The 13,361-nt window shown below is 69.8% G+C and carries 6 protein-coding genes; 5 read left to right on the top strand and 1 reads right to left on the bottom strand.

Annotated elements, in window-relative coordinates; genetic code table 11:
* On the top strand, positions 1-1,015 hold a 1,015-nt coding region (locus ABTU92_RS18825), incomplete at its 5' end, for an aldehyde dehydrogenase family protein (RefSeq protein WP_408093169.1).
* 169 nt (positions 1,016-1,184) lie between these two features.
* On the opposite strand, the gene ABTU92_RS18820 is transcribed toward ABTU92_RS18825, so the two are convergent.
* A complete protein-coding gene (locus tag ABTU92_RS18820) occupies positions 1,185-2,717 on the bottom strand; it encodes a toll/interleukin-1 receptor domain-containing protein (RefSeq protein WP_408093168.1) in 1,533 nt (510 codons plus the stop codon).
* A 391-nt stretch (positions 2,718-3,108) separates the two neighbouring features.
* Here ABTU92_RS18820 and ABTU92_RS18815 point away from each other — a divergent pair, with 391 nt between their 5' ends.
* The 4 genes from ABTU92_RS18815 to ABTU92_RS18800 all read left to right on the top strand — a co-directional run bounded on the left by ABTU92_RS18815 (position 3,109) and on the right by ABTU92_RS18800 (position 13,341).
* Positions 3,109-8,385 (top strand): alpha-2-macroglobulin family protein, encoded by a 5,277-nt coding sequence (locus ABTU92_RS18815; RefSeq protein ID WP_408093167.1) that lies wholly within the window; start codon positions 3,109-3,111, stop codon positions 8,383-8,385.
* 6 nt (positions 8,386-8,391) lie between these two features.
* Complete coding sequence (pbpC, locus tag ABTU92_RS18810) at positions 8,392-10,623, top strand: penicillin-binding protein 1C (RefSeq protein WP_408093166.1); 2,232 nt, start codon at positions 8,392-8,394, stop codon at positions 10,621-10,623.
* A 68-nt stretch (positions 10,624-10,691) separates the two neighbouring features.
* A complete protein-coding gene (locus ABTU92_RS18805; RefSeq protein WP_408093165.1) occupies positions 10,692-12,566 on the top strand; it encodes a PhnD/SsuA/transferrin family substrate-binding protein in 1,875 nt (624 codons plus the stop codon).
* 145 nt (positions 12,567-12,711) lie between these two features.
* Entirely contained in the window at positions 12,712-13,341 is a 630-nt protein-coding gene (locus ABTU92_RS18800; RefSeq protein ID WP_408093164.1) for a response regulator transcription factor, read from the top strand.
* The last annotated feature ends 20 nt before the right edge of the window (positions 13,342-13,361 follow it).

Raw genomic sequence — 13,361 nt, 5'->3', positions numbered from 1 at the left:
CCTGATCACGCCGTGGAACTTCCCGATCGCCATTCCGGCCTGGAAGATCGCGCCGGCGCTCGCCTACGGCAACTGCGTCGTGATCAAGCCGGCCGACCTGGTGCCGGGCTCCGCCTGGGCGCTCGCCGACATCATCGCTCGCGCCGGCATCCCGAAGGGCGTGTTCAACCTGGTGATGGGACGCGGCTCGGAGATCGGCGACGTCCTGCTGAACCACGACGACGTCGCCGCGATCTCGTTCACGGGCTCGGTCGGCACCGGACGCAAGATCGCCCAGGCCGCCGTCACGGCGCCGGTGATGAAGAAGGTGCAGATGGAGATGGGCGGCAAGAGCCCGCTCGTCGTGCTGGACGACGCCGATCTGGCCGTGGCGGTGGAATGCGCGGCGAACGGCGCCTTCTACCAGACCGGCCAGCGCTGCACCGCGAGCACCCGCCTGGTCGTCACCGAGGGCATCCACGACCGCTTCGTCGAGGGCCTGGTGACGCGCCTGAAGCAGCTCGTCGTCGACGATGCGCTGAAGCCCGGCACCAATATCGGCCCCGTCGTCGACCAGAACCAGCTCGACCAGGATCTGCGCTACATCGCGATCGGCCAGAAGGAGGGCGCCAAGCTGGTCTGGGGCGGCGAGCGGCTCAACCGCGACAAGCAGGGCTTCTATCTGCAGCCGGCGCTGTTCACCGAGTGCGCGTCCGACATGCAGATCGTTCGCGAGGAGATCTTCGGCCCCGTCGCCGCGGTGCTGCGCGTGAAGGACTACGACGAGGCGCTGGCGGTGGCGAACGACACCACGTTCGGCCTGTCGTCCGGCATCTGCACGACGAGCCTCAAGCACGCGACCCACTTCAAGCGCAACTCCGACGCCGGCATGGTCAACGTCAACCTGCCGACCGCGGGTGTCGACTATCACGTCCCGTTCGGCGGCCGGAAGGGCTCGAGCTACGGCCCGCGCGAGCAGGGACACTACGCGGTCGAGTTCTACACCACGGTGAAGACCAGCTACACGCTGGCGTGAGCGCGGCTGCGCCGTACAGCGCTTCGACGCGAGACGTGCCCCGGGTTTGCATTTTCATGCGGACCCGGGGTGAGGGATGCCCATCCAATCGCAATTCGATTTGATAGCAATTTAGCATCATCAACTTTGGGAGCCACTTGGCACTCCGTGGCTGCGGCAAAGCGGTGCCTCATTGCCCGGCAAGGCCTTGTACCTCATGGCTCGACCTCGGCTCGGCACCGACGCTCGTCGCGCGCTCAGCCCCAAGATCGCTGATGATCTCCTCACTGTAGGCATCGAGAGCCAACTGGAGAAAGTCCGCATTCTGCTGTTTCACCGATTTGAGAAACTGGATCACGGTTTCACGAACGGAGTCTCGATTTTCCAGTGTCACCTGTATTCCGATTCCTCCGGGAAGCCCGGCGAAGAGACTTTTCTTGGCAGATTCCCAATCGGAGAAGAACCGCTCGACCCGAGCACGGTTGTCGGTTCCAAAGACGTCGATCATTGCTCTGAGATCGCCCGTTCCAAGTTCAGCCCCCTCGTTTTCAATCCACTCGATATTATAGAAGAGTTGCTTGCAGTTGTCGCCCAAGACGGTGATCGAGAGTTGTTCGCCGAAGAGGCGCGTCACTGTTTCGTTCCAGTTCTCGAAATAGGTGAACCTCCACCGCGAAGCCTGAATTAGCGCGGTCAGCAGCAGCGACGAACGCGGCGATCCGACAAAGCGACGATCCAGCGTTTCCGACATAATCAGGTAGAACTTGCGATCTCCGTTCATATAAAGCTGGTGCCGTACCAGCACCGGGCGATATACTTTTCCGCTCTGGATCGAGCGAAAAGTGACGTCGTCTCCTGCGACGGTCTGATTGTTGGCGGCTCGGACTACGTCGGCTTCGACCTTGTGCATCCAGGGGATCTTTTTGGTGCCCCCGCGGTCGAGCATGCGGCCGAGTTCTTCCCAGGTCGTGTTCGGGGCTTGGTTGGGGTCGAATGGAAGCACCAGGCCGAGGACGTGGAAGAACATCGACGTTCCCAACACTGATGATGAGCCGGGTATCGTGTCGAAAGTATCGCTTCCCGTGTTCCTCACCGTCAATTCGAAGCTGATCTGGCTTGACGTCTCAGACTTCAGATCCGTCCCGCGGGCAATTGCGAAGGCGTTTGCAATGCGTTTCGCGGCGACGGCGATATTTGCGGTGAAAACGCCCGGATTTTGGCCTTCGTGCGCAACTGTATAAAGACCTCGATAGTCACAGAATTTTCTTAAGAAAAGCCCTATACTACTTTCGTACCAATTGTTCAGCTCGTCGGTGGATACGAAAACTTTTATCGGATCTTGCGTCGCGCCGATCGAAGGAACGGCGGTGTTCTGATAGGATTGGAGAATTATCGGTAGCGTCCTGACGGGCACATCGAAAAGTCCCATGATCCATCGATTTTCCGACTTGGCATGGAGTTGCGAGAATGTCCCAATTTCGTAACCGCAATAAACGCTTTGTTCGCCGGTGAAGATAACGATCAGCCAATCTTTGTCACCGAGATTGGTGTCTATGATCGGTTTCCAGTCTTCGGCAGGAGGGATGTCCCTGACGTCGAGAAAGCAGTCGAGATTGGGGCGCCCCAACCCTTGTTTTGCCAGGAAGACAAGTTGATCATAAAGGCACTCGCCGATGATCTTGTCGTCGTGATGGTAGCTTATAAAAGCCGACGATGTCGTCATCGAGTGCGTCCTCGTTGCGCTGCTCGTAGAGGTAGAAATTCGCACCGCGAATGGACTGTTGCAACGGAGATTTCGAGGGATGTGACGGCTGATCGGTTTGCTCGCCGCAATGTGATCGGGAGGTGACTGTGACATCGCGCCTTCGGTCCGTACGGAAAAGGGAGGTTGTTTGTCCCCCCGTGATCCGCCTCTCGAACCTTTCGCCGTCCCCGAAACACCAAGCCGGTGGCGGGGCGTGTGCGCCGCCGATCACGTGTTCGATACCGCCACGAATACCGCCATGCGCCGGTCACGATTGTCGCGGACCGGTGGCGTGTCGGACCCGGCCTTGCGGTCCGGGGGATGCGCAACGTTGCGCGTTTTGCGCCGGCGCGCCAGGGAGGTCGCTTCGATGCTCGCCCGTCTCCGCGCTGCCGCGATGGCCGCGCTGCTTCTGCTTCCGGTCCTTCTCGCTTCTGCCGGAGTGGCGCCCGCCGCTGCCGCCGAGAAGGCGTTCCAGCGCGACGAGCTCGCCGACGGCGCGCTGCGCCTCGAGGCGCAGATCAAGAAGGACGCCGGGAACGTCACGAAATCGCCCGACCAGCTCCGCCGCGACGCCGAGGCGGCGCTCGCCCGCAACGACACCCGCACGGCGCTCACCGTGCTGGGCCTGCTCGTCACGGCTGCGCCGGACGTCGCCTCCAACTGGCTGCGCCTGTCGCGCGCCATCCTGCAGGTGAAGGGGGCGGACAGCCGCGAGCAGAACACCCTGTGGGAGCGCGGCGCCACCGCCGCCTACATCGCCTATCAGCGCGCCGGAACGCCGGCCGAGGAGGCCGACGCCCTGGTGCTGGTCGGCCGCGCCTATGCGGACCGCCGCGTGTGGCGCCCGGCGCTCGACGCGCTGCGGCTGTCGCTGGAGCTGAAGGAGGTCGCCGACGTCCGCGCCCGCTACGAGACGCTGCGCACCGACCACGGCTTCCGCCTGCTCGACTACTCGGTCGACGCCGACACGGCCTCGCCGCGCGCCTGCTTCCAGTTCTCCGAGGCGCTGCCCGGTCCGCGAACGGATCTCTCGCCCTTCGTCTCGGTCGCCGGGCTCGACAAGCCGGCCGTCGCGGCCGACGACCGCGCGCTGTGCGTCGAGGGCCTCAAGCACGGCGAGCGCTATGCCGTCACGATCCGGCCCGGCCTGCCGTCGACGGTCAAGGAGACGCTGCAGAAGGCGTCCGAATTCAATCTTTACGTCCGCGACCGCAAGCCCTTCGTGCGATTCTCCGGCAAGGCCTATGTGCTGCCGCGCACCGGCCAGCAGGGCATCCCGGTCGTCACCGTCAACACCTCGGCGGTGAGCATCAACGTCTACCGGATCGGCGACCGGAACCTGGTCGACCCGGTTGCGGCTGAGGATCTGGAACGCAATCTCGACCGCTACGAGCTGGAGCGCATCGCCGAGACCAAGGGCGCGAAGGTGTGGTCGGGCGAGCTCGCCGTGCAGTCGCCCCTCAATGCCGAGGTGACGACGGCCTTCCCGGTCACCCAGGCGGTCGGCGATCTCAAGCCCGGCGTCTACGTGATGTCGGCCGAGGCCAAGGGACCGCGCGGCGACGACGACTGGACCGCGCTCGCGACGCAGTGGTTCGTGGTGTCCGACCTCGGCCTCTCCGCCATGTCGGGCGGCGACGGCATCCACGTCTTCGTCAACTCGCTGGCGACCGCCCAGCCCAAGCCGCAGACCGAGGTGCGGCTCGTCGCCCGCAACAACGAGGTGCTGGCGGTCCGCAAGACCGACGCCGACGGCCATGCCGTCTTCGAGGCGGGGCTTACGCGGGGCGAGGGCGGCTCCGCGCCCGTGATGATCGTCGGCGTCAACGACACCGGCCGCGACTACGGCTTTCTCAGCCTCAAGGCGCCGGCCTTCGATCTCTCCGACCGCGGCGTGAAGGGCAGGGCGGCCCCGACCGGCCTCGACGCCTTCGTGGTCACCGAGCGCGGCGTCTATCGCACCGGCGAGACCGTGCACGTCACGGCGCTCTTGCGCGATGGCCTCGGCGTCGCGGCTGCGGGCGTTCCCCTGACCCTCGTCTTCGAGCGGCCGGACGGCGTCGAGCATCGCCGCGCCGTGGTCGCCGACCAGGGCCTCGGCGGCCGCGCCTACGACCTGCCGATCGTCTCCACGGCGCCGACCGGCACCTGGCGGCTCAAGGCCTACACGGATCCGAAGCGTCCGCCGGTCGGCGAGACGACCTTCATGGTCGAGGACTACGTCCCCGACCGCATCGAGTTCGATTTGTCGACCAAGGCGACCGGCATCACCAAGGGCACGCCCGTGGAGATCGCGGTCGACGGCCGCTTCCTCTACGGCGCCCCAGCCTCGAATCTGGAGCTGTCCGGTGAGGTGACGCTGAAGGAGGCCAAGGAGCGCGCCGGCTTCCCGGGCTATCAGTTCGGCACCGTCGACGACGAGGCGGAGGCCGACGCCGAGTCGAGCCGCATCACCCTCGACGACCTCCCGGCGACCGACGAGAAGGGCCGCGCCACCGTCCCGGTGACATTGGAAAAACTGCCGGAGACCAGCCGGCCGCTGGAGGCGCAGGTCGTCGTCCGCATGGCGGAGACCGGCGGCCGTGCGGTCGAGCGCAAGATCACCCTGCCGGTCGTGCCCGAGGGGCCGATGATCGGCGTGAAGCCGTTGTTCTCCGGCCGCTCGCTCGGCGAGGGCGAGACCGCGACCTTCGACGTCGTCGTGGTCGCGCCGGACGGCCAGGCGTTGGCGCGCCGCGGCCTGAAATACGAGCTCCTGAAGGTCGACACGCGCTATCAGTGGTACCGGGCCGACGGCGCCTGGAGCTACGAGGCGGTGAAGTCGACCAAGCGGGTCGCCGACGGCACGCTCGACGTCGCGCCCGGCCAGCCCGGCCGCATCGCCGCGCCGGTCCAGTGGGGCCGCTACCGGCTCGATGTCTCCTCCAGCGATCCGGACGGGCCGACCACGTCGATCTCGTTCGACGCCGGCTTCTTCGCGGAAGCCTCGGCCGACACGCCGGACCTCCTGGAGATCGCCCTCGACAAGCCCGAGGTGAAGGCCGGCGACACGCTCACCGTGTCGGTGACGGCCCGCTCCGCCGGCCGGGTCCGTCTCTCGGTGATCGGCGACCGGCTGATCACCAGCGTCACCCAGGAGGTGCCGCAGGGCACGAGCCAGATCCGTCTGCCGGTGGGCTCCGACTGGGGCACGGGGGCCTATGTGGTCGCGACCCATCTGCGGCCGCTCGATGCGCAGGCCAAGCGCATGCCGGGCCGCGCCATCGGGGTGCAGTGGCTCGCGGTCGACCGCGCGGCGAAGACCCTGCAGGTGTCGCTCGCGACGCCTCAACTGATGCGTCCCAACACGACGCTGCGCGTGCCGGTCACCATCGCTGGGCTCGCCGGCGGCGCCGGCCAAGCGGGGCAGGAGGCGCGCATCACGGTCGCGGCCGTCGATGTCGGCATCCTCAACCTCACCGGCTACAAGCCGCCGGCGCCCGACGAGCACTATCTCGGCCAGCGCCGGCTCTCCGCCGATCTGCGCGACCTCTATGGCCATCTGATCGACGGCATGCAGGGGACGGTCGGGGCGATCCGCTCCGGCGGCGACGGCGGCGCGGCCGAGCTGTCGGGCTCGCCGCCCACTCAGCCGCCCGTCGCCCTGTTCTCCGGCGTCGTGCCGGTCGGGCCGGACGGCAAGGCCGAGGTGACGTTCGACATTCCGGCCTTCGCCGGCACCGTGCGGGTGATGGCGGTCGCCTGGTCGGCCGGCAAGGTCGGCCGCGCCAACGCCGACGTGACGGTGCGCGACCCCGTCGTGCTCACCGCGACGCTGCCCCGCTTCCTGCTCACCGGCGACCGCTCGACCGTCCAGCTCGAGCTCGACAATGTCGAGGGCCGAGCCGGCGACTACCGGGTCGCCGCCTCGGTCGAGGGGCCGGCCCAGATCGGCGGGCAGGCCGGGCAGGGCACCGGTCCGCAGAGCGTGCGGATGGCGGCCAAGCAGCGCGCCTCGCTGTCGCTGCCCATCACGGCGACGGCGGCCGGCACCGCGATCGTCAAGATCGCCGTGACCGGGCCGGACAGCTTCGCGCTGGAGCGGACCTATCCGCTCGCCGTGAAGCCGGCGACCCAGATCGCCACGCGCCGCACGGTGCGCACGATCGCCAAGGGGGAGAGCCTGTCGCTCGGTGCCGACCTGTTCGGCGATCTCGTCCCGGGCACCGGCGGGCTCGCCCTCTCGGTCGGTCCGTCGACGGCGCTCGACGCGGCGACGCTCCTGAAGGCGCTCGACCGCTACCCGTTCGGCTGCTCCGAGCAGATCACGAGCCGGGCGCTGCCGCTCCTCTACGTGAATGAAATGTCCGTGGAGGCGCATCTGGCGCTCGACCAGGACGCCGACCAGCGCATCCGCGACTCGATCGACCGGCTGCTGGCCCGGCAGGACTCCTCCGGCTCGTTCGGCCTGTGGGGCGTCGGCGGCAACGACGTCTGGCTCGACGCCTATGTGAGCGACTTCCTCACGCGGGCGCGCGAGCGCGGCTTCGTGGTGCCGGACACGGCCTTCAAGCTCGCCCTCGAGCGGTTGAAGAACTACGTCGTCAACGCGCCGGAGCCCGGCAAGGAGGGGGCGCGCGATCTGCCCTATGCGCTCTACGTCCTCGCCCGCAACGGCGAGGCGCCGGTCGGCGATCTCCGCTACATCGCCGACACCAAGCTCGGCGAGTTTTCGACCCCGACCGCCAAGGCGCAGATCGGCGCGGCGCTCGCCATGCTGGGCGACCGTGTCCGGGCCGAGCGGGTGTTCGCGGCCGCCGTGCAGGCGATCGAGCCGCCGAAAGTCCTGGAGTTCGGCCGGCCCGACTTCGGCTCCTCGCTGCGCGATGCCGCCGCCGTGACGGCCCTCGCCGCGGAAAGCAACGCCGCCGCGAGCCTGCTGCCGGCGGCCCTCAAGGGCGTCGAGGAGGCGCGGGCGCGGGCCTTCTACACCTCCACGCAGGAGAACGCCTGGATGGTGCTGGCGGCGCGCGCGCTGTCGAAGTCGGTGCCGCTGTCGATCGAGGTCGCGGGCGCGGCGCGCAAGAGCCCGCTCTACCGCGCCTTCCGGCCGGCCGAGCTCACGACGCCGTTGCGCGTCACCAACACGGGCGACGCGCCCGTGCAGGCCGTGGTGTCGGTCTCCGGCGCGCCGCTGGTGCCGGAGCCCGCCGCCGACAAGGGCTTCAAGATCGAGCGGACCTACTTCACGCTCGACGGCGAGAAGGTCGACGCCTCGAAGGCGCGGCAGAACCAGCGGTTCGCCGTGGTCTTGAAGATCACCGAGCCGCAGCCGCAATACGGCCGCGTGCTGGTCGTCGACCCGCTGCCGGCCGGGTTCGAGATCGACAACCCCAGGCTCGTCTCCTCGGGCGAGACCGGGACGCTCGACTGGATCCAGGACGCCGCCGAGCCCGAGAAGGCCGAGTTCCGCGACGACCGCTTCTCGGCGGCCTTCACCCGCAACGGCAAGTCGCCGGCCGTGTTCACGGTGGCTTACGTGGTGCGGGCCGTGTCGCCGGGCCGTTACGTGCTGCCGCAGGCCTATGTCGAGGACATGTACCGCCCCGACCGCTTCGGCCGCACCGGCACCGGCACGGTCGAGGTGAGCGTGTCGCGGCAGTAGCGATCGATGAGCGAAGACCAGACCTCCGTCGTTCCGGGGCGGCCCGAAGGGCCGAGCCCGGAACCCATAACCCCTGTCTGTCGTGAGCCACTGGTGCAGGGCGTATGGATTCCGGGCTCGCGGACCTCTCGGTCCGCGCCCCGGAATGACCGAGGGCGGGGCCGGCGTCGGGCGAAGATCGCCTTCGCTGCCGCCGCCGTCCTCCTCGGCCTCGGCTCCTCCGCGCTGTGGGTGAACTCCCTCGGCCCGCCGCCGCTGGGAAAAGATCTCGCCTGGTCGACCGTGGTGGCCGACCGCGAGGGGCGCATCCTTCGCCCCTATGCGACGCCCGACGGGCGGTGGCGGCTGCAGGCGGCGCGGGACACGGTCGACCCGCGCTTCTTCGAGCTCTTGTTCGCCTACGAGGACCGGCGCTTCGCCGAGCATGCCGGCGTCGACCCGGTCGCGCTCGGGCGCGCCGCCGTGCAGCTCGGCCGCAACGGCCGGATCGTCTCGGGCGGCTCGACCCTGACCATGCAGGTGGCTCGGCTGCTGGAGCCGCGCGGCGAGCGGTCGCTCACCACGAAGCTCCGGCAGATCGTGCGGGCCGTGCAGCTCGAGCGGGCGCTGACCAAGGACCAGATTCTCGGCCTCTATCTCTCGCTGGCGCCCTACGGCGGGAACCTGGAGGGCATCCGGGCGGCGTCGCTCGCCTGGCTCGGCAAGGAGCCGCGACGGCTGACGCTCGGCGAGGCGGCGCTCCTGGTGGCGCTGCCGCAGTCGCCGGAGGCGCGCCGGCCGGATCGCTTCCCGGACGTCGCGCGAAGAGCGCGCGACCGGGTGCTCGACCGCATGGCGGCGGCCGGTGTCGTCGAGCCGGGCGAGATCGAGCGCGCCAAGGCCGAGCCGGTGCCGACAGGGCGACGGCCGATGCCGATGCTGGCCCCGCACACGGCCGACCGACTGGTCGGCGCGGCGCCGGAAAAGCGCTTGCATCGCACCAGCTTGGAGGCGCCGCTTCAGGTCGTGCTCGAAGCGCTCGCGAAGGACCGGGCGACCGCCCTCGGTCCCGACATCTCGATCGCGATCCTCGCCGTCGAGCACGCGACCGGCGAGGTGCTGGCCCGGGTCGGCTCGGCCGACTGGGCCGACGCGCGGCGCGCCGGCCAGGTCGACATGACGCTGGCGGTGCGCTCGCCCGGGTCGACCCTGAAGCCGTTCATCTTCGGCCTCGGCTTCGAGGACGGCTTCGTCCACCCCGAGACGCTGCTCGACGACCGTCCGGTCCGCTACGGCGTCTATGCGCCCGAGAATTTCGACCTGACCTATCAGGGCACGGTCACGGCCCGCAAAGCGCTGCAGCTCTCGTTGAATGTTCCGGCCGTGCAGGTGCTGGAAAAGGTCGGGCCGAACCGCTTCGCCGCCCGCATCGCCCAGGCCGGCGGTCGCCTCGTGCTGCCGCCCGGCGAGGCGCCCGGCCTCGCGATGGGGCTCGGCGGCACCGGCGTCACGCTCGCCGACCTCGTCCGGCTCTATGGTGGGCTGGCCCGGCTCGGCACCTCGATCCCGCTCACCGAGCGGCTCGACGACACCGGCCTCGTGCCGGCGCCGCCACCCGAGCAGACGCTGCGCCTGCTCGACCCGGTCGCCGCCTGGTATGTCGGCAACGTCCTGATCGGCGCGCCGCCGCCCGAGAACGCCGCCGGCGGCAGGATCGCCTTCAAGACCGGCACGTCCTACGGCTATCGCGACGCCTGGGCGGTGGGCTTCGACGGCAAGCGCACCATCGGGGTCTGGGTCGGCCGGCCGGACGGCGCGCCGGTCCCCGGGATGATCGGCCGCGGCACCGCGGCGCCGATCCTGTTCGACGCCTTCGCCCGGCTGGGGAAACCCATCGCGGCGCTGCCGCCGGCGCCACGCGGCGCCCTGTTCGCCTCCACGGGCAAGCTGCCGCTGCCGCTTCAGCGGTTCCGTCCCGGCTCGCTGCCGAGCGCCGGCGCCGAGCCGCCGTTGAAGATCGTGTTCCCGCCGAACGGCGCGCGTGTGGAACTCGCCGCCGAGGCCGGCGAGGTGGCCTCGCTGCCGGTGAAGATCGCCGGCGGCTCCGGGCCCGTCACCGTCATGGTCGACGGCCTGCCGCGGGCGACGCTGCGCGACCGCAAGACCGCGACCGTGACGCCCGACGGCCCCGGCTTCGTCCGCCTCACCGTCACCGACACGCGCGGCGCCACCGACAGCGTGCTGGTGCGGCTGCAGTAGCGCGGCCCGCAGGCCTCCGGCGTCGTTCGGATTGAAATCCCGGACGGAACCGGTCACATCGGCAGACCATGTGCCTGGTCCGCCGTGCCCTGCGCCCGTCCGGCGGCCGCAGGGCGTCCTTCCGCCCCGTCATCGCCCTTCTGCTCGGCGCCGTGCTGGCGGCGCTCGCGGGCGCGTCGGCGCGTGCCGAGACGATCCGGATCGGCGTGCTGGCGTTCCTCGGGGCAGAGCACAGCCTGGAGGAGTGGGGGCCGACCGCGCGCGCCGTCGAGGCCGGCCTGCCGGGCAGCACCGTGGTGATCGTGCCCTACGACCACGCCGGGCTCGACCGCGCCGTGGCGGACGGCGCCGTCGACTACGTGATCACCAATCCGGGCCATTACGTCGAGCTGGAGGTGGCGCACGGCATCAGCCGCATCGCGACGCTGGACTCCGGCCTGCCGGTCGCCTCGGCGATCGTCGTGCGGCGCGACCGCACCGACCTGAAGAGCCTCACCGACCTCGCCGGCAAGCGCGTCGCCATCGTCGGGCCGACGGCGTTCGGCGGCTTCCAGGCGGCGTGGCGGGAGCTCGCCGCGGCCGGGATCGATCCGTTCCGCGATCTCGCCGGGCTCGACACGGTCGGCTTCCCGATGACCCGGGTGATCGACGCCGTGCTGTCCAACCGGGTCGACGCCGGCATTCTGCGCGGCTGCCTGCTGGAGCAGCAGGAGGCCGAAGGCGCGTTTGCGCCGGGGGCTCTGCGCGTCGTGGCGCCGCGTGAAAACCCCGGCACGACCTGCGTGGTGTCGAGCCGCGTCTATCCCGACTGGCCGATCGCCAAGCTGCGCGCCACCTCGGCCGCCGACGCGAAGCGGGTCGCCACCGCGCTGCTGACCTTCCAGCCGCCCGCCGGCGTGCCGGGCTGGACCGTGCCGCTCGACTACCAGCCGGTCCACGAGGCGTTCCGGGATCTGAAGATCGGCCCTTACGAGGCGCTGCGCCACGTCACGGCGCGCGAGCTTTTGACGCGCTATTGGCAGGTGCTGGCGATCTTCGGCATCGCGCTCGGCGCCTGGGCCGTGCATGCGCTGCGGGTCGAGCGGCTGGTGCGCCGGCGCACCGCCGAGCTCGCCACCGTCAACGCCGACCTCGTCCGCGAGATCGATCATCGCCGCCGCATCGAGGAGCGCGAGGCGCTGCACAGGAAGGAGCTCGACCACGCGGCGCGGCTGTCGATCCTGGGCGAGATGGCGGGCGGCATGGCGCACGAGCTGAACCAGCCGCTCGCCGCCATCGCCAACTACGCCGACGGCTGCGAGCTGCGGCTGCGTCAGGCGCCGGCCGGCACGCCGGTCGACACCGGCGCGCTGGTGCAGGCGACCCGGCTGATCCGCCAGCAGGCCGAGCGCGCCGCCCAGGTGATCCAGCGCATGCGCGCCTTCGTGCGCAAGCGCGAGCCCGTGCACGCGCCGCTCGACCTGAACGAGGTGGTGGCCGAGGCGCTGGAGTTCTTTCAAGGCCCGGCGCGGCGCAGCGGCGTGGTGTTGGAGACGGCGCCGGCGAAAAGTCTGCCGCTCGTTTGCGGCGATCGCATCCAGCTGCAGCAGGTGATCCTCAACCTCCTGCAGAACGCCGCCGACGCCTCGGTCGGCCGCGGCCCCGGGCCGTGGACCGTGCGGGTCGAGACGCTCGCCTGCGACGGCGGCGCCTGCGTCGCGGTCGCGGACCGCGGCGAGGGGATGTCGGACGAGGTGAAGGCGCGGCTGTTCGAGCCGTTCTTCACCACCAAGCCGGCCGGCCTCGGCCTCGGCCTCGCGCTGTGCCATTCGATCGTCGAGGAGCATCGTGGCCGCCTGCAGGCGGTCGACCGCGACGGCGGCGGCACCGTGATGCGGCTGTGGCTGCCGGCCGCGGACGGCGCGGTCTGCGGGGAGACGAAACCGTCGGGGGAGAACACATGAGCGCGATCACAGGACCGGTCATTTCGGGACGGCGCGGAGCGCCGGACCCGGAATCCAGCCACGAGTCCGGCGTGCGCGACTGGATTCCGGGTTCGCGGACCCGCCGGTCCGCGCCCCGGAATGACCTGTTGCGCGGGGCGAGTGCATGAGCGCGGACGGGACGAGGCCGCCGGTCGTCTACGTGGTCGACGACGACGACGCGATGCGGGATTCGCTCGTCTTCCTGCTGGAGCCGCTCGGCCTCGCCGTCGAGGCGTTCTCCTCCGCCGCGGCATTCCTGGCCGGCTACGATCCCGATCGTGTCGCCTGCCTGGTCGCCGACGTGCGGATGCCCGGGATGAGCGGGCTCGAGCTGCACGAGGAGCTGCTGCGCCGCGGCGCCGTCATGCCGGTCGTGATCATCACGGGCCACGGCGACGTGCCGATGGCGGTGCGGGCGATGCGCACCGGCGCGCTCGACTTCATCGAGAAGCCGCTCAACAACCAGGTGCTGATCGAGCGCATCCACCAGGCGCTGCGGCTCGCCGAGACGAAGCTCGCCGCCGCGCGAGAAATCGGCGCCATCCGGGCGCGTGTCGAGAAGCTCACGGCGCGCGAGCGCGAGGTCGCCGACCTCGTCGCCGCCGGCAAGCAGAACAAGGCGATCGCTCACGCGCTCGGCATCAGCCTGAAGACCGTCGAGATCCACCGCCACAACGCGATGGAGAAGATGGCGGCGACCACGGGCGCCGACCTCGCCCGGATGCTGACGCTGGCAGGCGCCGCGCAGACGTAAACCGGACATCTGCCTAGGCC

The sequence above is a fragment of the Rhodoplanes sp. SY1 genome, assembly GCF_046000175.1.
GTDB lineage: Bacteria > Pseudomonadota > Alphaproteobacteria > Rhizobiales > Xanthobacteraceae > Rhodoplanes.
This window is presented reverse-complemented; position numbering and strand designations above follow the sequence as displayed.

Coding starts and splice junctions, on each gene's coding strand:
- ABTU92_RS18820 (WP_408093168.1), bottom strand. CDS start 2,717: ATGACGACATCGTCGGCTTTTATAAGCTACCATCACGACGACAAGATC.
- ABTU92_RS18815 (WP_408093167.1), top strand. CDS start 3,109: ATGCTCGCCCGTCTCCGCGCTGCCGCGATGGCCGCGCTGCTTCTGCTT.
- pbpC (WP_408093166.1), top strand. CDS start 8,392: ATGAGCGAAGACCAGACCTCCGTCGTTCCGGGGCGGCCCGAAGGGCCG.
- ABTU92_RS18805 (WP_408093165.1), top strand. CDS start 10,692: ATGTGCCTGGTCCGCCGTGCCCTGCGCCCGTCCGGCGGCCGCAGGGCG.
- ABTU92_RS18800 (WP_408093164.1), top strand. CDS start 12,712: ATGAGCGCGGACGGGACGAGGCCGCCGGTCGTCTACGTGGTCGACGAC.